The sequence below is a fragment of the Streptomyces sp. NPDC037013 genome, from assembly GCF_055607265.1.
In genome coordinates this window covers 302,877-323,162 of the sequence record NZ_JBVJRV010000005.1, presented here as the reverse complement: position 1 = coordinate 323,162, position 20,286 = coordinate 302,877, and the positions used below count along the sequence as shown (strand labels likewise).

Sequence of the window (20,286 nt, the reverse complement as noted above, 5' to 3'; positions counted from 1 at the left end):
CTCAGCCGCCCGGCGCCGTGTAGAAGTACACGCGGACCACGGCGGTCTCCGTGCGTCTGCCGAGGTTGTGGTAGTCGTCCGTGGCCGTCTTCCGCGTGAACATCCCCGGCCGGGCCTTGCCGAGCAGGGTGTTGACGCGGTGGGCGTAGACGGTGCCGTTCGAGCTGCCGCCGAAGGTGAGCACGAGCGCGGCCTCGCGCCCCGACCACTTGCGGGTGTCCCGGGTGATCTGTTCGACGAGGTCGCCCTTGTCCGCGCCCGCCACCTCGAACTCCTCGAAGTGGCGGTCCACGGAGCGGGGGCCCGTCGGGGTCGGGTGCGCCGTACGGCTCTTGGACGGGCGGGGCCCGGGGTGGTCGTCGGCCTTCGGGTCCGGGCGGTCGGCCATCGACACCAGCGCGAGCACCAGCAGCAGATCGGCGAAGAGCCACCCGGCGAGGACGACGACCCCGACCCGTCCGCCGCGCCGCCGCGCGGTCCGGCCACGGCTCACGCGGCGCCCCCGCCCCTCGGCCCCGGCGGCGGCAGACGCGTCGTCGGAGCGTCGAGGGGGGTGTCCAGCGGGGGATCGAGGGGGGTGTCGAGCGGGGGATCCACGGGCGGTTCCGCGGTTCGCCCCGGCGCCGGGACGGAACTGCCGTCGGTGGGACGGCCGTTGGCGTGCCCGCCGTTGGCACCGGTGACGGTATTCCCGCCGTACGTGCCGCCGCTCGGCGCGTACGCACCCGCGCCGGGGTCGTACGCCCCGCTCCGCTGCGGGGGCGGCGACGTGGCCGAGGACGGTGATCGCGGGTGCTGCGACTGCGGGTGCTGCGGGTGCTGTGGCGGCTGGTGGGGCAGTGAGGGCAGTACGCCCGCCAGCGTGTCCATGCGGGCGTCGAGCCGCGCCGCCGCGTCCTGCCAGTGGGCCGCCGCCGCGTCCCAGCGCTCAGTCGCCTCGCGCATGCCGTCCACCGCCTCGCCGGTGCGGCCGGTGCTCGACACGAGGGCCCGGGAGGCCTGTTCGGTCGCCTTCGCCACCGACTCGGACTTCGCGACGAGCGACTGCTGGGCGGCGACCAGGGCCTTGAGGGAGGCCTCCACGGTGTCGCCCGCCGACTTGACGTGGTCGGCGATGCCCCGGGCCGCGAGCGCGTTGGCCCGGCCCGCCTTCGCGGTCGCCTCCGTGCCGTTGCGCAGGGTGGTGTCGATGCGGTTCGCCGCGTCGCCGAGCTTGGGCACCTCGGTGGTGAGGGCCTGGGTCGCCTGTCGGAGCGCGTCGATGGCCTGGCCGACCGAGGCCGTGGCGCCGGTGAGCGCCTTGTGGCTCTTCTCCGCCTTCTCCGTCACCAGCTGCATCTTGTGGGCGGCCTTGGTGAGTTCGGCGGTGAACTGCTGGGGCGAGGCGCTGCGGTGCGAGGCGAGGAGCATCTGGGTGCGGGTGAGCACCGACGCCAGCTCCGCAAGGATCTTCTCCCTCTCCGCCTCCTGGGCATCCTCGTCGCGCTCGGCGCGCACCCGCACGCGCGCGTGCCACACCGAGAGCGTGACGAGGAGTGCGATCAGGAGGACGGCCATCAGGGCCACGTTCTCGAAGCGGCCGAGCGAGGCCAGGTGTCCGCCGAAGCCGGTCTGCCACAGCTGGAGGAAGGGGCGCGTGGCCTGGTCGGGGCGCTCCTCGGCGAGTTCCCCGTACGCGCGCACGGCCTCCCGCAGGCCGAACCAGGTGATCAGGAGCGGCACGAAGACCAGTACGCCGAGCGCCGCCTCCAGCAGGCGGTCGTGCCGCCCCGAGGCCGGGCCGGCGGCCGTCCGGACGCTCTCCGGGCGCGCGTAGGCCTGGACGAGGTCGATCTCGGCCCAGCGGTCGAGCTGGTTGGACGCGGCCAGATCCTGGTGCAGGACGGTCAGTTCGGCCGAGCGCGGGGCGAGCGCGGGCCGGTCCGCAAGGCGCCGCAACTCCTTGACGATCAAGGCCTTGTCGAGCAGTTGTGCGGGCGTCAAACGGGTCCCTCCCTGGCTTGCGGGGCGCTCACGGGGGCGGTTCGAGGGGTCTCTGTCCGAGGACGTCCCCCCTGCCGCGCCGGTTCCTGCCGTCACGGTTCAACCGCCGCAACAACGCTTCCGCGTCGGCGTGTTCAGGATCCCATGTCAGGCACTTCCCCAGGGCCTCAATCGCCTCATCCCGCTCCCCGCGCCGGTCGAGTTCCACCGCGTGCCGGAAGGTGCGCTCGGCGAGGAGCCCGCGCACCCGCACGTTCGTCGGGTCGTGGTTGTACGCGCAGTTGAGCCACTGCTCGGCGTCGGCGAAGTGCTCGGGCGCCATGTCGGCCATCGCGGCCGCGCAGTGCACGTCGATCATCGCGTCCAGCATGTCGGCGCCGGCCGGCCTGGTCGCCGCGTCCTGCCAGGCGAGGTGCGCCGCCTGCACCGCCTGGTCGTACCGGCCGAGCGACAGGAGCTCCCGGGCGCGGGCGAGCCGGCGCCGCGACGCGGGATCGAGGGCCGGCGGGTCGGCGGGCCCGGCCGACTGCTGGGGGACGGTCTCCGGGGCGGCCCGGGTGCGGGCCTGCGGGGGCGCGGGACGGTCCAGCGCGGCGAGCAGCTCCTGCGCCTCGCCGATGATCTCGCGCAGCAGCGCGGCGGCCTCCGGCTCGCGCCCCTGCCGGACGAGCAGCCGCGCCCGCTCCACGCCCAGCCCCCCGTCCCCGTCCTGCGCGACCCGCGGGTCGCGGTGCACGGCCGTGTCGTGGACCATGGGCGCACCGCTCGCGGCGCCCGTCTCCCGGACCGCCCGAACCTCCCGTACGCCCCCGTCCCGCACCCCTCCGTCGCGCGCGCCCCCCTCCCGTACACCTGACCCGTCGGATCCCTGCTCCTCCGCGCCCACCAGCGTCGCCGTGAGCGGCGGGGCGTCGGAGAGCGTGTCCTGGGCCGGCGCGGCAGGTTCGAGCGGGCCCTCCTCCAGGGCCGCCGGGCCCGAGGACGCCGCGCCGCCCGCCAGCCGCACCGCGTGCTTCAGCGCGCCGAGCGCCAGCAGCTCGGGCGGCGCCTGCACGCTCCGCCGGCCGAGCACCGCCACCCGCGAACGCACTTGCTCCATACGGGTGCTGCCGCCCACGAGCAGCAGCGTGTCGATGTCCGACGGCACCATCCCCGACTGGTCGAGCAGCGCCCTGGCCCGGTCCAGAGTGCGCCCCACATGACGCTCCAGATACGTGTCGAGATCGGGCCGCGCGAACCGCACCCAGAGCGCGGGACCCGCACCGAGCTCCAGGTCGAGCACGGCCGCCCGGGGACCGTCCGGCACACCGAGCGCCTCCCGCGCCCGCTGCCCCCGCGCGCGCAGGTCCTGCCAGACGGCCGGGTCGACACCGGTCACCGAGCCCGAGCCGCGGTGCCTGCGCAGCAGCCGGACCGCCGACGACAGCGCCTCCGCGTCGAACGCGCGCCCCCCCGACGTCGCCCCGCCCTCGTACCCGAGCGAGCGGAAGTGGCCGCGGACACTGCGGATCAGGCCGAGCTCGAACCCCTCGTACCCCATGCCGTAGACCAGGCACGTACCGCTGTCCCGCTCCGTCATGTGGCCGATCACCGCGGCCATCGAGTCGCTGACGAGCCGGGCCGGGTCGAGCCCGGCCTCGCGCGCCGCGTCCCGCAGCGCCGCCCGCTGCGCCGAACCGAAGTGCGCGGGCACGCTGATCACGGTCTGGGTCACCCGCCCCGGTGCCGCCGCCTCCACCCGCTCCCGCACCGACCGCAGCAGCCGCGCCACCACCCGGTCCGCGTCCAGCGCCTTGCCCCCGACGTGCACCGGACGGCCGCTGCCCAGCCGGCTCTTGAGGCTCGGGAAGGTCACCGGCAGCTCGCCCACGTCGGCCGGTTCGCACAGCAGCCACGGACCGTCGCCCCACTCGGGCTCCAGCCGCCGCCCCACGCCGTCCCGGGGCGCGTAGAGCGCCCGGATGCCCGTGGCGCCGAAGTCGATGCCGAGGCTGACCGGTGCCGCCTCCGCTCCCGTCCCCGCCCCCGTCGCGGGCAGGGCCGCCGGCCGCGCCTGCGTCATCCGCCCGCCGTCTCTTCGGCGAACCGCAGGATGCCCTCGTAGTCCGGCTTGTCGGGCAGCGCGGGCACGGCCCGCTCGGACTGGGCGATCGCCACCAGGTTGACCAGGTTGCGCGCCTGCTGCGCGGTGGTGACCTGATTGCCCTGCCGGTGCGCCTGCTTGACGTACTCGACGGCCTCGTTGATCTGCCGAACCGTCTCCGGCGGCGCGCCCTCCGAGGCGAGCTCGGCCTGCCGGAACTGGCTCGCCAGGCCGCACTGCCGGTACATGTCGTCGAGCAGCAGCTCGGTCAGCCGCTTGTACTCGCCGCTGTCGCCCATCGCCACCGCCCGCTGCGCCTGCTCGATGTCGCGGCGCACCTTCATCGCCTGCACCGGCTCGATGTAGGGCCCGTACCGCTTCAGGAAGTGGTCGGCCTCCCGCTCGGCGTAGCCCAGCTGTTCGCGCAGGACCGCGCTGTCCAGCTCCTCGACGGGCTCCGGGGGCGGGGTGCGCGGTTTCTCGCGGTTGGGGGTGGCCTCCAGGACCATGTCCGTGCCGCGCACGGAGATCTTCACCGTGATGATCCGGTCCGCCGAGTAGTTGAAGGAGACGTCCACCTGGCGGTTGATCTCGATCTCCTGCGGCAGCTCGAACTCGACCACGCCCTGCTCGTGGTTCTCGCTCGCCACCTTGCTGTCGCCCTCGTAGACGGGCACCCGGATGCGGCGGCTGTCCGTCGCGTGGAACGTGCGCCGGCGCGGCTCGGAGAGCGGATAGGGCGAGCCGGCCTCGATGATCTCGACGAACACGTCGCGCTGGCTGCCCTTGATCGCGGCGATGCCCATCGCCATCGGCGTCGACTCGTAGAGCCCCGTGTCGCCCTTGGAGCGCCCGTCGGCCAGGCTGCGGCCGCACGCCGCGCACGCGTCGGCACCGTACTCGTTGACCCTGGCGCACTCCGGGTCCGAGCACTCCACGCCGTGCAGCGTCTCGGCGAGCACGCCCGCGCCGAAGGCGACGCACTCCATGGGGTTGATGTTGCGGCGGACCTTGTCCGCCCCGAAGAACGTCTCGACCGCCTCGTACACCGGCCGGGTGAGCGTACCGCCGCCCACGAGCAGCACGTCGGAGATGTCGTCGGTGGAGAGCTCGTAGCGGGCCAGGGACTCCTGGACCAGGTTCATCGTCTGCGCGACCAGCGGCGCGATCATCGCCTGGAACTCGCCGCGGGTCAGCTTCATCTCGACGTCGAGGACGCCGTTCTCGCTGCGGTACGCGGCCGGGATCACGATGTACGTCTCCGGCAGGTCGTTCAGCTCCCGCTTGGCGCGCTCGGCGGCCTTCTTCGCCTGGAACAGGAACGCCTTGTCGCCGGCCGGGTCGACGTGGTGCTCCTCGCGCATCCACGTGATGATCCGCTCCACGATCGCCAGGTCGAAGTCGTCCCCGCCCAGCCAGATGTCCCCGGCCGCCCGCAGGACCTGGAACTGGCTCCTGCCCTCCTTGTCCTTGACCGTGTTCAGGATCGAGATGTCGAAGGTGCCGCCGCCCAGGTCGTAGACGAGCACCCGGCTGCGCTCGCCGCCGGGCTTGTGCAGACCGAAGGCGACCGCGGCCGCCGTCGGCTCGTCGACGATCTTCTTCACCACCAGGCCGGCCTTCTCGGCGGCCTCGCGCGTGGCGGCGCGCTGGGCGTCCCGGAAGTAGGCGGGCACGGTGATCACCGCGTGCGTCACGGGCTCGCCGAGGACCCTGGAGGCGTCCCTGACCAGCTTGTCCAGGATCACGCTGGAGATCTCGGCGGGGGTGCGGGCCCGCCCGCCGAGCAGGACGTAGGCGCGGGGGTCCTCGTCGGGGCCCTCCACGATGTCGTAGCTCATCCGGGCGCGGGCCTGCGCCACCGAGTCGTCGGCGAAGTCCCGGCCCATCAGCCGCTTCACGGAGACGATGGTCTCCTTGGGCTGCCTGATCGCCCAGTTCAGCGCGTCCTCGCCGACCAGCGGCTGGTCCTTGCCGTCGCGGTGCACGACGCCGACGACGGACGGGGTGAGCCGCTCGCCCTTGCTGTTGGTCAGCACCGCGATGTCAGCGCGGTGCGGATCGTGGGCGGCGACCGCGCTATTGGTGGTGCCGAGGTCGATGCCGATGGCCTTCATTCCCGCTCCGTCCCTTGCTCCGTGCCGCCGTCGGCGGCGACGACCACCCGGGCGGCGCGCAGCACTTGCCCCCGGTATCGATACCCGCGCTGGAGGATCTCAAGGACCTCGTCGCCGGCCGTTCCCGGCGGCGCGGGCCGCACGTCGGCGATGTGGTGCGTGGCGGGTTCGGCGCGCTCGCCGACGTGCCCGACGCGTTCGAGCCCCTCCTCGGCCAGTCCCCGCTCCAGCTGTCCGGCGATCAGCGCGAGGCTCCTGCGGTACGCCGCCACGTCGTCCGTCGTGCCGTCCCCGGCGAGGAGCCGGTCGAAGGAGTCCAGGACGTCGGCGCAGCGCAGCAACAGCCGTTCGGTGAGCGCCCGGTGGGCGGCGTCACGGGCGGCGAGCGCGCGGGCGTGCTCGTAGGCGAGCCGGGCCGTCGGGTCAGACATCGAACCGGATCAGTTCGTCCAGGAGCCGCGCGGTGGCCTCCGGGAGCGGCCCCGGCGGCGCCTGCGCCTCGTCCTCGACGCCGGGCCCGGCCGCGAGCGCCCGGTCGATGTCCGCCAGGGCGGGCGGCAGTTCGGCGGCCAGGTCCACGTCGTACAGGAACAGGTCGACGAGCAGCCTGCGGCGCACGCCGCGCAGCGCGTCCCACGCCTGCTGGGTGGCGGGCGTCATCAGATGCCGGGCCAGCAGGTCGAAGGAGACGTCCTGCATCTCCTTGTGGGTCGTCCAGGGGGTCACGCCCGCCGGGGCGAGCACGTCGTAGGGGGTTGATCCGGTCCCGTCCGCGGAAGGATCCTTGATCACGTGAGGCTGCCTCCTTCTTCGACTTGTTCGACTTCTTCGGCTTCTTCAGCTTCTTCGCCCGCTTGTCCCGCCTCGCCCGCCTCGCCCGCCTCGCCCGCCTCGACCGCTTCGTCGTCGAGTGCGCGGGTGCCGGGGTCCAGCTGGGCGAGCCAGCGGTGCACCGCGTCGAGCAGGGCCCGTCTGATCCGGCTGTCGGTGGGCTCCGCGCGGGTGGCGCGGATCAGGTGGTGCAGGGCCCACAGGATGTCGCCGCCGAGCAGCGCGCGCTCCGCACGGGCCGTCAACTCCGCCGCCCAGGCAGGCAGATCGTCGTCGTCCGGCGGGGCCTCCTGCCCGTCGCTGCGGATCAGGTCGCCCATGCCCTTGACGCCGAGGTGCCGGGTGAGGAGCTTCTCCATCTCGTCGAGGGCCTCGCCGAGCGTCTCGCGGTACCGATGGGTCAGCGCCTGGCCGAGGCCCACGTCGAGGAGACCGAGCGCCTCGTGGAGCAGCTTCAGCCGTGCGGGCACCTCATGGGTGCGGTCGTCGAGGGTGAAGACGAGGGCCCGCGCCAGATTGTCGCGGGCGTGGCTCGACTCGGGGTTGAGGGCGAGCGCCCGGCGCAGGTCGTTCTCGGCGCCGTACGTGTCGGAGCGCATGCCGTGCTTGGTGCGGGTGTAGCCCCGCCACACGCCCCGCATGGACAGCAGCGCCGACAGTTTCGCGTGCAGCTGGCTGAGCAGCTCGCGGTCGAGCGGGTGCAGGACGGTGATGACCGACTCGACGAGCGTGACGGCCTCGTCCAGGCAGTCGCCCAGCTGGACGCCGTCCTCGTCGGTGAGCGCCTCGACACGGCCGAGCACGGTGCGGATCACCGCCTTCTTGGAGCGGGCCTGCATGCCCGCGTCGCGGGAGACCCGCACCAGCTCGCCCCAGTGGGCCAGCGCCTCGTCGAGCCCGCCGTCGCCGCGGGTCAGGGCCGCCCTGCCGAGTGCGAGCCGGACGTGCACGGCGAGTTCGACGCCGTCCTGGAGGAGGCGGGCGTGCCGGCGCGGCAGCCGGACGTAGGCGGGGTTGCGCCGCACGAAGTCCGCGCAGTGTCCGCACCCCTCGATGTGGCCCGGGTCCGCCGAGGGCCCCGCGCAGTCGTCCGGCAGGGTCGTCAGGGTGCGAAAGCCCGGCAGCGAGCGCAGTGCGGCCTCGAACTTGCGCACCTCCGAGAGGGCGAAGCTCTGCGCCAACTCCGAGAACGCCCACCGCAGTTCGCGTGCCGCGTACTCTCCGGGGTCCTTGCCCCGCTGGGCGGCCGCGTCGAGCCCGGCGGCGAGCTCGGCGAGCGGCTCCTGGAGCCGCAGCAGCCGCAGATAGCGCGGCCCGCAGGCCAGCGTGGAGCCCGCACCCGGCACGGACGGCAGGCCGCCCACGTCCTTGAGGATCCGCGCGCCGCCAAGCTCCGACTCCAGGAGGGCCGCCAACTCCCGGTAGTCGGAAGCCTGTTGGGGCCTGTCCTGCTCGGTGTGGCGCTGCTCGTACGCCGCCAGCTGACCGAAGAGGTGCCGGCTGAGCTCCCAGCGCAGCGACGCCATGTCGTCGTGGGTCAGCTCCCGCCGGTACGCGGCGGCCCGCTCGGCACGCCAGCCGTCCCAGTACTCGTCGTCGCTGAGCAGCGTCGCCCAGTACGCGAGCGCCGACTCCCAGGCGCGCACCGCGTGTTCCCACGCCCCGCTCTGCTCCAGCTCCTGCGCCTGCCACAGCCTGGCCGCCGCGAGACCGTGCACCACGGCCATGTCACCGGGCGCCCGGCGCAGCCGCCGCTCCCACTCGGCGGCGGCCGTCTCCCGGTCCCGGGCGAGGAGGAGCAGCAGCGGCGCGTCCTGCGGGGAGCGCGCGCACAGCGCGTCGAGCAGGCCGGGCCCGTCGTCCGGCGAGAGCTCGGCGAGGGCGTCGCGCAGGGTGTCGGGGGAGTGCCAGCGGTAGAGCAGCGCGTCGAGCTGGAGGCGCCGCCCGGGCAGCCGCAGCCGCTCCAGGGCGACGCGCTCGTGCCAGGACATGGTGCCGCGTTCCAGCAGGGTGTACGAGGCGTTCTTGACGACGTCCATGGAGGCGCCGGGGTCCACACCGGCGTCCCGCAGGGCGAGGTAGGGGAACGCCCGGTCCCGTACGGCGAAGGGGTCGGCGACGAGCGGCGCGCTGATCAGCCCGTCCGCCCACGGGAGCAGCCCGATGAGCCGCCGCAGCCTGCGGCATCGCACGTCGGCCCGGTCCAGGGCGCCGCCCGCCCGCTCGTACGCGGCGACGGCCTCGCTCCACCGCCCCGCCGCCTCCAGCAACCGCCCCTCCGCGTACGCCAGATGGGCGTCGGCGTCCCGGTGGCCCCGGCACTCCCGGAACGCGTCCGCCGCCCGCTCCCACTCCTGGTGCGCGTCGGCGAGACGGCCGCGGGCGTAGGCGGCGACGGCGGGCGCGTCGCGGTGCGGGCCCAGCGCGTCGGCCTCGGCGGCCACGCCGGCCCAGTCCGCCTCGGCCTCGGCGGCCCGCACGCGCGCGTACCGCCCTCGCGCGGCGGCGTCCACGCCCGGGAGCTCCTCCCGCTCCAGGGCCGCGTAGGCCTCGGCGACGCGCTGCCACGCCGCCGCGTCCGCCGCCGCCTCCTCGTCGAGCCGCGCCTCCACGTACCGCCTGCGCACCCCGACGTCGCACCAGTCGTCGTCCATCTGCCGGCAGACGTCGAGCGCCTCCCGCCACTCCCCGGCCGCCTCATGGGCGCGGGCGAGGGCGTAGCGGTAGAGGTGGACGGCCTCATGGTCCGGCTCCTTCCCGGCCGCCGCGCCGGGTGCTGTCGCCTTCGGCACGCCTCGCGGGAAGGCACGCGCGTGGATCCCGCACGCAGCCGCCCAGTCACCGTTCTCCTCGGCGCGGCGCCCCTCCGCCTTGCGGCGCAGGGCGGCCACGGCGCCCTCACGTGCCGTGTCCGGCACGCCGGCCAGGAGGCTGAGGACCGCGGCCCAGTCGCCGCGCAGATCGGCGGCCACGCGCGCGCGTGCGTAGAGCCGCCGGGCGCCCACTTCACCCTCCGCGTACGTGTCGGGCAGCCGCCCGAACCCGTCGATGACGCCGTGCCAATCGCCGCGCGCGTCGGCGGCGCGCCCGCGCGAGTAGAGCACCCGGTCCGACACGTCCGCCAACGCGACCGGCAACGCCCCGAACAGCGCCACCGCGTCGTCCCACCGTCCCTCGGCCTGACACAGGCGTCCTTGGGCGTACGTGCAGCGATCGTGCGCGTCGGCTAGGACGCGGGGGGTGGCGGTGGGTGGGCCTGTGGCTGTGGCTGTGCTGGTGGCTGTGGTGGTGCCCGTGGCTGTGGTTGCGGGGGTGGCTTCGGGTTTGGTCGTGGTGGGGTGGTGGGGGGTGTGGGGCGGCCGGGATGGCCGAGGGGTGTCGTTCGGGCTGTCGGGGCCGTGGTCTCCGTGATCTCTGTGGTCTGTGTGGTCTCCGTGACCTGTGGGGCCGGTGTGGTCGGCCGGGCGGCGGGGTGCGCGGCCCGCCTCCCCGGCGGCGGGCGCGCCCGTCGTCCCGCCGCCCGCGGACGCGTCCGCCGTGCACTCGCCGAACGCCCGCGCCGCCGCGGACCAGTCGCCCTCCGTCGCCGCGAGCCGCCCTTCCGTGTACCGCCGCAGGGCCCGTGTGGCGTGGAAGTCGTCCGGGAGCGGGGCCGCATGGGTGAGTACGGACGGCCAGTCGCCCGCCTCCGCGGCGGACAGGGCCGCCTCGTACACGCGGCACCGCAGCTCACCGAGGAACGGCTCGGTGTCCCACCCCTGCGCCGACGCCGCCGCCAGGTCCGTCAGCGCGTCGCCGAAGCGGCCCGCGTCCGCCGCGCCGCGCCCCCGCGCGTAGAGGAGGCGTACCGCGCTGTCCAAGTGGCCGTCGGCCGCCGCGTAACCCTCCGCCGCCGCATCCCACAGCCCCGCCGCGTCGGCCGCCCGCCCCGCCGCGTACCCGCCCCACGCCCGGCAGTCGGGCCCGGCCTGCGCGAAGGCGTCCCGCGCCGCGGCCCAGTCGCCGCCGTCCGCCGCTTCCCTGCCCCGCGCGTACGCCGCCCGGGCCGCCGCGTCGCCGAGCTCCGCGCAGGTGGCGTACGCGGCCTGCGCCGCCCGCCAGTCCCCGCCCGCCTCGGCGGTCCGCCCGGCGACATAGGAGACCCAGGCGGTGGCCGTCCCGTGGCCCGGGCGCAGCGCCAGGACGGCCGCGTACGCCTGCGCCGCCGCGTCCCAGTCGCCCGCGTGCCGGGCCCGCTCCGCGTCCTCGCAGATCCGTGCCACGTGCAGTTCGTCCCGGGCCGCCGCGAGCCGTTCGGCCACGTCCCGCAGCCCGTCCGGCCTGGCCGCGAGCACCTCCTCGTAGCGGGCGATCGCCGTAGGCCAGTCGCCCGCCGCCTCCGCGGCCCGCGCCTCCCCGACCAGTGCGGCGAGCCGCCGCAGCCCGTCCACCTCCGCCGCGAGCGCGCCGGGCACCGGCCCCGGCAGCCGCTGCCGCACCACGTCGAGCTGGGCCTCCGCGCCCGCCGCGTCGCGCTCCCCGGCGAGCAGCCCGCACAGCTTCTCCAGCTCGGGCCAGGCCAGTTCGAAGGCCGCCTCCGCGCGCATCCGACGCTGCTCGTCGGCGTAATCCCGCGTCGGTGTCCGCAGGATGCGCTGCACTTGCTCCCAGTGCCCGAGATCGCGCTGGAAGCGGGCCGCGCCGATCAGGACGGCCGATCCGACGTGGCCGACAGGGCTCTGGAAGGTCCGCAGGGCCTCCGCGCCCTCGCGCAGCGGATCGGCCGCCGGGCCCGCGCCGAACGCGTCGTCACGCACCTCGCGCGCCTTGAACAGCCAGCCCTGCCTGCACTCCTCGTGCAGGAACAGCGCGGGGGTCGCCCACTCCACCGCCGTGTGCTCCGGCTGGTTGTAGAGGCGCAGCCGCGCGGCGGCCATCGCCTCGTCGACGGTCTTGTTCGCCGCGATGCCCTTCAGTAGCTCCGGGCTGAACGCGCCCGCGGAGACGTCGCTGACCCGCCCCCGCATCGCCACCACGGCCGGCACCCCGCCGCCGATCAGGGCCTGGGCGAGCCCGGAGAAGGGTTCGAGGTGCGAACTGTCCGCCCCGGAACAGAGATTGAGCGCGACGAGCCTGAGCCGCCGGGCGTTGAGGAGGGTGGCGCTGAGCAGATCCGCGGGCACCCGGTCGATGCCGCCGCTCTCCGTCTCCAGGGCCACCACGCCCTTGCCGATCTCCCGGTCGTACGCTCCGTGGGCGATCAGCAGCACGGCGGTGGGCAGTTCGGGGTGGCTGCCGAGCGCGGCGTCCAGGCTCGCCCGTGTGGTGCGCTCCAACACCGTGAGCTGCACGGTCACTTCGGGAAGATCCTGGCGCAGTACGGCCACCTCGTCGGCGGCGCGCAGCGGGTCGAGGCCGCGGGGGGAGGCGCAGGCCACCAGGAGGCGGATCACGCTGGGCTCGTCCGACGGTTCGGGGAGCCGCCGGCCCAGCGGGCCGCCCGGCAGTGAACGCACCAGCGAATAGCCGTGGTTGAGGGCGAGCGTCTGCTGTGGGCTGCCGGGCGGCGCGCACAGCGACTCCAGGGGCAGGTCGCGCAGTTCGGGCGGCAGGTCGAAACGGACCCGCAGCCCGCGCGCCGGACGCATCCGCTGGGCGCGGTCGAACGACGTGTCGACGCACCGGCCGACGCGCGCCCCCACCCCCTCGCACGGCCCCTGCCCGCCCCCCTCCTCGGCGGGCCCGCCGTCGCCGAAGAGCAGCCGGAACACGCCGCGCCCCAGCGCCCGCAGCTGGGGCACCGTGTGCTGCTCGCCCATCGGACCGAGCCCGAGCTCCGCGGTGATCAGCCGGTCCCACTGCTCGCGGAAGGCCGCGGGCTCCGAGCCGACCGCGATCACCTCGGCGGCGCACGCCGGGCCGCTCGCGGTCATCAGATAGCGGGCCGCGCCGACACGGCGGACCCGGATGCGGAGTTCCTCGTAGGCGAGCACGGCCGTCACTGCTCGCTCTCGTCGGGCTGCCACATCACGTGGTTGAGGTCGGCGACCGCGGCTTCCCGCTGCTCCTCCAGGTCGGGGTCGTCGGGGAAGTACGTGAGGGCGTCGGTGAGTTGGTCGATGGCCTCGCGCAGGGTGGCGCGCGCGCCCGAGAGACTCCCGGAGCTCCAGCGGGCCGCGGCGAGACCGCGCAGCACGATGCCGAGACTGACCTGCGCCCGCAGCAGATGAGGGTTGAAGGCGACGGACCGGCGCAGGTCGGCGACGGGCTGGTCGAGGAGTGCCTCCGCGTCGTTCGCCACCGAGATGCCGCGGTCGGCGAGGACCCGGGCCAGCTGCCCCTCCAGGCGGGCGCGCGCGTTGGCGCCGATCACCGCGCGGGTCGTGTCGAGCGTGGCGACGGCGAGACTCAGCCGTCCCGCGTGGTGGGCCGCGCGCGCCGCGCCGAGCGCCATGTCGACGATGGCGGTCTGTGTCTCGCGGTACCGGTCGAGCTCCCTGCTGTGCACCAGCGCACGCCGCCAGTACGCGGCCGCCGCCCCGAAGTCCGGTCGTACGGCGGTGAGTTCGCTCAGCCCCATGGTGAGCCGCGCCTCCAGAGCGAGCCCCCGCGCGTCGAGGGAGAGCCTGCGGTGTTTATCGGGGAGACCCGCGTAGCCGGGGTTCAGCGCGTCGAAGCGCGCACACCCGGGCTCACACACGGCCGCCGCCCGGGGTCCGCCGCGCGCCCGGCAGCCGGCGCAGCGCAGCTCGCTCAGGGCGGCGAGGGCCTCGGCGGGCTTGTCCTGGCCCAGGAGCAGCCGGGCGAAGCCGAGTTCGGAGAAGGCGTACGTGAGCGCGGGCTGCACGCCCGCCACGTCCTGCGCCGCCGCGAAGGCGCCGAACTCCGCCGACCTGCCGAGCTCCGCGACGCGCAACGGCCCGCAGAACAGCGGCCCGCTCCCCACGGACGGAAAGCCACCGACGGCCGCGAGCAGCTTCGCCGCGTCGGCCTCGCGGCGGAGAAGCGGCCCGGGCGGGACGCGCGTGCCGATGTCACCGTCGGGCATGCGCTGTTCGAGCGCCTCGCGCAGCCCGGCACGCAGGGCGGGCACGAGCCCGGCCTCCACGACGACGCCGTACCGCCGGGAGGCGGCCCCCAGGACGTGCTCCCAGAAGCGGGGGTCGTGCAGCAGGGCGGCCCAGGCGGCGATGCAGGGTTCCCAGAGGGGGGTGGGGGCGACACCAGAAGTGGGGTCGGCCGGGGTGGAGTTGAGGAGGGCCAGGGCGAGGGCGTGGGTCACGCGGTGGTCGGCGGGGTCGTCCCGTACGGCATCGGAGAGCAGCGCGACGGCGGCCTCCCGCCGTCCACCGCGTACGAGCGCCACGGCGTGCAGCGGGACGAACGACCAGGTCTCCCCGCCGACTCCCTCGGCGGCCTCGACCTCGCGCGCGGCCGCGATCAGCTGCCCGGCGCGCTCCCACTCCTGCGTGTCCGGCGACTCGTGCGTCGGCCCGGCGGCCCCCGCCAATGCGGAAAGGGCCGCTCTACGGAGCCGCAGCGCCACCTCACGCGCGGAACGGCACGACAGCGCGGCCAGCACCCAACGGGCATCGTCGTCCAGCGGCCCGGCCAGCGCGGCGGCGTGCAGATCCCTGCGGGCGGCCTCGGGGTCGCCCGCACGGGCGTGGACGTAGGCGCGCTGCACCAGACTGCGACGGTGCGGGACGGCGCAGGCGAGGGAGGCGGTGAGATGCCGCTCGGCCGCGACGAGATCCCCACGGTGCGCTGCCGCGCAGCCCAGCCAGTGCAACGGCCCCGCGGCGCCGGGCCGCAGGGCATGCGCACGCCCGAACTCGGCCTCCGCATTGTCGATCTCACCGCGAGCAAGCCGGACACGCCCGGCCCCGGTACGGGCCCGAGCAACAAGACGCGCCTCACCGGGCGTACGGGGGGCGCTGTTTGGGGCGCTGGGGGGCTGGGTTGTGTCGCTTTCGGCGTGGCGAGCGGGGGTGGGGCGGGGGTCGGGGGAGAGACCTTGGGCAGCTGGGCCCGGGGCATCCGGGGCCGGCGCATCCGGGCTCGGCGCGCCGTGGCCTGGTGCGGGGACGCTGGGTACGGGGTGGCGCTGACCCTGGGCCGGAGCGTTCTGTGGGGACACGCCCTGCACCGGAACGTTCTGAGGGGGCACGCCCTGCACCGGAACACCGGGTGCGGGACCGCCCCGTGAGGGCACGTCCCGCGCCGGACCGCTCGGCGAGGGAACCTCCCGCGCCGGACCGCTCCGTGGGGGCGCGTCCCGCGCCGGAACGTCCCGTACGGGCACGGTCTGCGCGCCCGCGCCCGGGCCCCCAGCGAGAATTCCCTGCGCCGAGCCACTCTGAGCCGGCACTCCGTCCGCGTCCGCATCCTGAGCCGGGCCGCCGTGAGCCTTCGCATCCTCACCCGGCTCGCCGTGCACGCCTGCATCCCGTGCCAGCGCTCCGTGCGCGGCCGCATCCTGCGCCGGGCTGCCGTGCGCGCCCGCATGCTGAGCCGGGTGGTCATGTGCGCCCGCATCCTGAGCCGGATTGCCGTGCGTCCCCGCATCCCCTGCCGGGTCGTGGTGCGCGCCTGCATTCCGTGGCAGCGTTCCGTGCGCGTCCGCACCCTGCGCCGAGCTGCTGTGCGCGCCCGCGTGCTGAGCCAGACGGCCGTGCGCCCCCTCATCCCGTGCCGGGTCGTGGGCGCCTGCATCTTGTACCGGGTCGTCGTGCGCGTCTGCGTCCCGTGTCAGCGCTCCGTGCGCGGCCGCGCCCTGCGCCGGGCTGCCGTGCGCGCCCGCGTGCTGAGCCGGGTCGCCATGGGCGCCCGCATCCTGAGCCACACCGCCGCGCGCCTCCGCATCCCGTGCCGGGTCGCGGCGCGCGTTCGTATCCTGAGCCGGGCTGTCGTACGCGTCTGCATCCCGTGCCAGCCCTGTGCGCGCCGCCGCCGCTCCCTGAGCCGGGCTGCCGTAGGCGCGCGGATCCGGTGCCGGGTCGTGGTGCGCGTCTGCATCCAATGCCGGGCTGCCGTGAGCCTTAGCCTCCTGAGTCGGCACCCTGTGCGCGCCCGTCCCCTGAGCCGGTCGGTCGTGCGCCCCCGCGCCCTGCGCCGGGCTGCCATGGGCGCGCTGATCCTGAGCCGGATTACCCTGCGTCCCCGCGCCCCGTGCTAAGTCGTCGTGTGTGTCCGCGTCCCGCGCCGGCGCTCCGTGTGCCCTCGCTCCTTGAGCCGGGCTGCCTTGGGCGCCTACATCCTGAGTCGGTACTCCGCGCGCTCCCGCACCCTGCGCCGGGCCGTCATACGCGCCCGCGCCCTGTCCAGGCCCGCCGTGCGCGCCTGCATCTCCTGCCGGGCCGTCCTGCGTCTCGGCATCCCGCGTCAGCGCTCCGGGTGCCTCCGCTCCTTGAGCCGGGCCGTCGTAGGCGTCCGCACCCTGAGCCGACCCGTCGTACGCGTCCCTACCTTGTGCCGAAACGTCGTGCGCGCCCCCATTCCGTGCCGGAACGCCGCCCGCACCCGCCCCCTGTGCCGGATCCCCGTGCGCCCCCGGACCCTGAGCCGTACCGCCGCGCGTCCCCGCACCCCGCCCCGGAACACCCGGCCCGCCCAAGCCCGAGCCGGCCACGCCCCGCTCGGTCATTTCCTCCGCAACGTCGTCCTGGCCGGCGTCGCCGTCACCGCTTCGGCCCCTGCCCCCGTCACTGCTCCGGCCGCCGCCGAGGTCACCGTCCCGGTCGGCGCCGACGTGACCGTCCCGGCCGCCGCCCTCCCCGTCACCGCTCCCATCTCCGTCCCGTAAACCGTCCCCCTCACCACCCCAGACGCCACCCCCAGAGCCGCTTCCCTCACCACCCCAGACGCCACCCCCAGAGCCGCTTCCCTCACCGCCCCAAGCGCCACCCCCAGAGCTGCCTCCCTCACCGTCCCCGTGTCCGTCCCCGGAGTCGTCCTCGGAGCCACCCCCGCCCCAACCCCCTGCACCCGTCGCCCCCACCAAAGACAGCGCGCGCCGGAAATGTTTCTCTGCCGACGGGAGGTCACCGCGCGCGAGGGCCGATTCGCCGTCGGCGCAGGCCTGTTCGGCGTGGGTCAGTTCCGCCGTGGCGGTCTGTGCAGTCACAGTCAGCCCCCCGATCCGCGGCGGCCGGCCCGCCGCGTCCTGTGGCCGGCGGGTCAGCCGGCGGCCTCGTCAAGGACCGAACGCCAGCGGCCCTGGGCGCGGTCGTAGTGCAGTGGCCCCACCGCGTACTCGCCCAGGTCCAGTGCGGCGAGCCTTGCGTACGCCTCGGCAGGAAGGTCGGGCTCCAGCACGACGTCGAGCCCCGTCGCCGCGTCCTGCAGCACGATGGGCCGCCCCGCGCGCGGGGAGCCGCCGTTCCCGCCCTGGGTGCCCGGCGTCCCCGGGTCGGCGTCCGACGCCGCCCGGCCCGTCCGCCGTACGACACCCTTGAACGTCTCGTACGCGTCCCTGACCGCCTCCGCCCCAAGCCCGCTGAGGAACGCCTGGAGCGGCAGCGACGCCAGGACGAGCCAGGGGATGTCGGCGGCCCCGCGGTGGCCGAGGGCGCGACGGACCCGCACCGGTGGGGCGCCGAGCCCGTCGAACGCGGCCACCAGCTCCTGGCGGAGATCCTCGGGGACCTCCCGGTCCAGGAGCAGCTCCGCTCGCAGCGGCGCATCGGTCATGAAGGTGCTTCCTTCCGGGGACGTGAACGGCAGCCTAGAGGCGCGGGTCCCGCGTACGCGGGGAAACCGGCGATTCGGTGGATGGACCTGGGCCATCGACTCGGGACCCGGCCAACGACTAGGGACCCGCGCCCCCGGCCCCGCGCCCCCGGCCCCACGAAGCCACGAAGCCCCGAAGCCACGAAGCCGCACCCACCCCCCACCCGCGCCCCCCTTCCCCCCGCACGCCCCCACCACCCCCCACACGCCCCCGATTCACGCGATGGTGCGATCATGTGCCCTGCCCCGGATGGCAGGTGGGCGCCCCGGGTAGGGCCGGGCCATGACGCAGCCGTTCGAACTGCCGCACTTCTACATGCCGTACACCGCCCGCCTCAATCCCCACCTGGACGAGGCGCGGGCGCACTCCGCGCGGTGGGCGCGGGACATGGGCATGCTGGAAGGTTCCGGCATCTGGGAGCAGAGCGACCTCGACGCGCACGACTACGGTCTGTTGTGCGCGTACACGCATCCGGACTGCGACGGCCCGGCGCTGTCGCTGATCACCGACTGGTACGTATGGGTCTTCTTCTTCGACGACCACTTCCTGGACACGTACAAACGCACGCAGGACAGCAAGGCGGGAAAGGCCCACCTGGACCGTCTGCCCCTGTTCATGCCGATGGACCTCTCCACCCCGGTGCCCGAGCCGCGGAACCCCGTCGAGGCGGGCCTCGCCGACCTGTGGGCGCGCACCGTGCCGGCCATGTCCGTCGAGTGGCGGCGCCGCTTCGCGGAGTCGACGGAGCATCTCCTCAACGAGTCGATGTGGGAGCTGTCCAACATCAACAGCGGGCGGATCGCCAACCCCGTCGAGTACATCGAGATGCGCCGCAAGGTGGGCGGCGCCCCCTGGTCGGCGGGGCTCATCGAGTACGCGACGGCCGAGGTGCCCGCCGCCGTCGCCGGGTCGAGGCCGCTGCGTGTGCTCATGGAGACGTTCGCCGACGGCGTGCACCTGCGCAACGACCTCTTCTCGTACCAGCGGGAGGTCCAGGACGAGGGCGAGCTCAGCAACGGCGTGCTCGTCCTGGAGACCTTCTTCGGCTGTACGACGCAGGAAGCGGCCGACATGGTCAACGACGTGCTGACGTCGCGGCTGCACCAGTTCGAGCACACGGCGGTCACCGAAGTGCCCGCGCTCGCCCTGGAGAAGGGCCTCACGCCGCCCGAGCTCGCGGCGATCGCTGCGTACACCCGTGGACTCCAGGACTGGCAGTCGGGCGGCCACGAGTGGCACCTGCGCTCCAGCCGGTACATGAACGAGGGCGCGCTCACCGCCTCGCCGCTCGCCGGGCCCACCGGCCTCGGCACGTCCGGCACCGACGTGGGCACGCTGCTCGCCGCCGCCGGTGCGGAGCGCCTGCGGGCCTTCACGCACGTGCCGTTCCAGAAGGTGGGGCCCTCGCGGATCCCCGAGCTCCACCAGCCGTTCCCGCTGCGGATCAATCCCGGCCTGGAGACCGCGCGGCAGCGGCTCACCGGCTGGGCGCGGGCGATGGGGGTGCTGTCCGAGGGCGTCTGGGACGAGGACAAACTCGCGGCGTACGACCTCCCGCTGTGTTCCGCCGGGATCGACCCGGACGGCACCCAGGAGGCCCTCGACCTCAGCGCGCAGTGGCTGGCCTGGGGCACGTACGGCGACGACTACTACCCGCTGGTCTTCGGCCACCGCCGCGACCTCGCCGCCGCGAAGCTGTGCACCCAGCGCCTCGTCGCCTGCCTGTCCCTGGAGGGCGAGCCGACCCAGGTGCCCGAGAACGCGATGGAGCGCGGCCTCGTCGACCTGTGGGCGCGCACGACCCGCGACATGACCGGCGAGCAGCGGCAGTCCCTGCGGCACGCCGTGACGATCATGGTGGAGAGCTGGGTGTGGGAGGTCTTCAACCAACTGCACAACCGCATCCCCGACCCGGTGGACTACCTGGAGATGCGCCGCGCCACCTTCGGCTCCGACCTCACCATGAGCCTGTGCCGGATGGGCCACGGCCCGGCCGTGCCGCCGGACATCTACCGGAGCGGACCTGTCCGCTCCCTGGAGAACGCGGCCATCGACTACGCCATGCTCGTGAACGACATCTTCTCGTACCAGAAGGAGATCGAGTACGAGGGCGAGATCCACAACGGCATCCTGGTGGTGCAGAACTTCTTCGGCTGCGACTATCCCGCGGCCCTGCGCGTCATCCACGACCTGACGACCCGGCGGATGGAACAGTTCGAGCACGTCGTCGCGCATGAATTCCCGGCCCTGTACGCCGACTTCGAGCTGTCCGGCGAGGGGCGTGCGGCCATGGACGGTTACGTCGACGATCTGCGGAACTGGCTGGCGGGCATCGTCAACTGGCATCGTGGCTGTCGCCGTTACGGCGCCGACGACCTGGCCCGGCGCGCGCACGGCTTCGTGCCCGACCTGGTGCCGCGGGCGCCCGCCGTGGCCGGCCTCAGCTGACCCACGAACCGCCGTTCCGGGCACCCGGGAGGGGGCTCCACCGGGCGAACCGGAGTGCCCCCTTCGGGCTATTTGATCCGGAATGCAGGATTCGCGGAACTGCACGGGTGCGC

11 protein-coding genes are annotated in these 20,286 nt (G+C 74.7%); 2 read left to right on the top strand and 9 right to left on the bottom strand.

What is annotated here, in order from left to right; all coding sequences use genetic code 11:
• Position 1: 1 nt before the first annotated feature.
• From ACZ7DY_RS20460 to ACZ7DY_RS20425, 8 genes are read right to left on the bottom strand one after another with little or no spacing between them, the layout of a single operon-like run.
• Entirely contained in the window at positions 2-493 is a 492-nt protein-coding gene (locus ACZ7DY_RS20460) for a hypothetical protein (RefSeq protein WP_471137227.1), read from the bottom strand.
• Entirely contained in the window at positions 490-1,983 is a 1,494-nt protein-coding gene (locus tag ACZ7DY_RS20455; RefSeq protein WP_471137225.1) for a hypothetical protein, read from the bottom strand. The genes ACZ7DY_RS20460 and ACZ7DY_RS20455 overlap by 4 nt, the downstream gene beginning before the upstream one ends.
• A gap of 28 nt (positions 1,984-2,011) precedes the next feature.
• Complete coding sequence (locus tag ACZ7DY_RS20450) at positions 2,012-4,045, bottom strand: Hsp70 family protein (RefSeq protein WP_471137223.1); 2,034 nt, start codon at positions 4,043-4,045, stop codon at positions 2,012-2,014.
• On the bottom strand, positions 4,042-6,183 hold the full coding sequence (locus ACZ7DY_RS20445) for an Hsp70 family protein (RefSeq protein WP_471137221.1): 2,142 nt from the start codon (positions 6,181-6,183) through the stop codon (positions 4,042-4,044). The genes ACZ7DY_RS20450 and ACZ7DY_RS20445 overlap by 4 nt, the downstream gene beginning before the upstream one ends.
• Positions 6,180-6,614, bottom strand: a complete 435-nt coding sequence (locus tag ACZ7DY_RS20440; RefSeq protein ID WP_471137220.1) for a nucleotide exchange factor GrpE — start codon at positions 6,612-6,614, stop codon at positions 6,180-6,182. The genes ACZ7DY_RS20445 and ACZ7DY_RS20440 overlap by 4 nt, the downstream gene beginning before the upstream one ends.
• A complete protein-coding gene (locus ACZ7DY_RS20435) occupies positions 6,607-6,975 on the bottom strand; it encodes a hypothetical protein (RefSeq protein WP_471137219.1) in 369 nt (122 codons plus the stop codon). The genes ACZ7DY_RS20440 and ACZ7DY_RS20435 overlap by 8 nt, the downstream gene beginning before the upstream one ends.
• Complete coding sequence (locus tag ACZ7DY_RS20430; protein ID WP_471137218.1) at positions 6,972-13,019, bottom strand: CHAT domain-containing protein; 6,048 nt, start codon at positions 13,017-13,019, stop codon at positions 6,972-6,974. Before ACZ7DY_RS20430 ends, ACZ7DY_RS20435 begins: the two co-directional genes overlap by 4 nt.
• Positions 12,992-14,785, bottom strand: a complete 1,794-nt coding sequence (locus tag ACZ7DY_RS20425; RefSeq protein ID WP_471137216.1) for a hypothetical protein — start codon at positions 14,783-14,785, stop codon at positions 12,992-12,994. The genes ACZ7DY_RS20430 and ACZ7DY_RS20425 overlap by 28 nt, the downstream gene beginning before the upstream one ends.
• Before the next feature lie 1,692 nt (positions 14,786-16,477).
• On the opposite strand from ACZ7DY_RS20425, the gene ACZ7DY_RS20420 reads away from it, so the two are divergent.
• On the top strand, positions 16,478-16,798 hold the full coding sequence (locus ACZ7DY_RS20420) for a hypothetical protein (RefSeq protein ID WP_471137214.1): 321 nt from the start codon (positions 16,478-16,480) through the stop codon (positions 16,796-16,798).
• Positions 16,799-17,172: 374 nt separating this feature from the next.
• Here ACZ7DY_RS20420 and ACZ7DY_RS20415 read toward each other — a convergent pair whose 3' ends face one another.
• Complete coding sequence (locus ACZ7DY_RS20415; RefSeq protein WP_471137212.1) at positions 17,173-17,685, bottom strand: hypothetical protein; 513 nt, start codon at positions 17,683-17,685, stop codon at positions 17,173-17,175.
• A gap of 322 nt (positions 17,686-18,007) precedes the next feature.
• Between ACZ7DY_RS20415 and cyc2 the strand changes: the two genes are divergently transcribed.
• A complete protein-coding gene (gene cyc2 / locus ACZ7DY_RS20410) occupies positions 18,008-20,173 on the top strand; it encodes a germacradienol/geosmin synthase Cyc2 (protein ID WP_471137210.1) in 2,166 nt (721 codons plus the stop codon).
• The last annotated feature ends 113 nt before the right edge of the window (positions 20,174-20,286 follow it).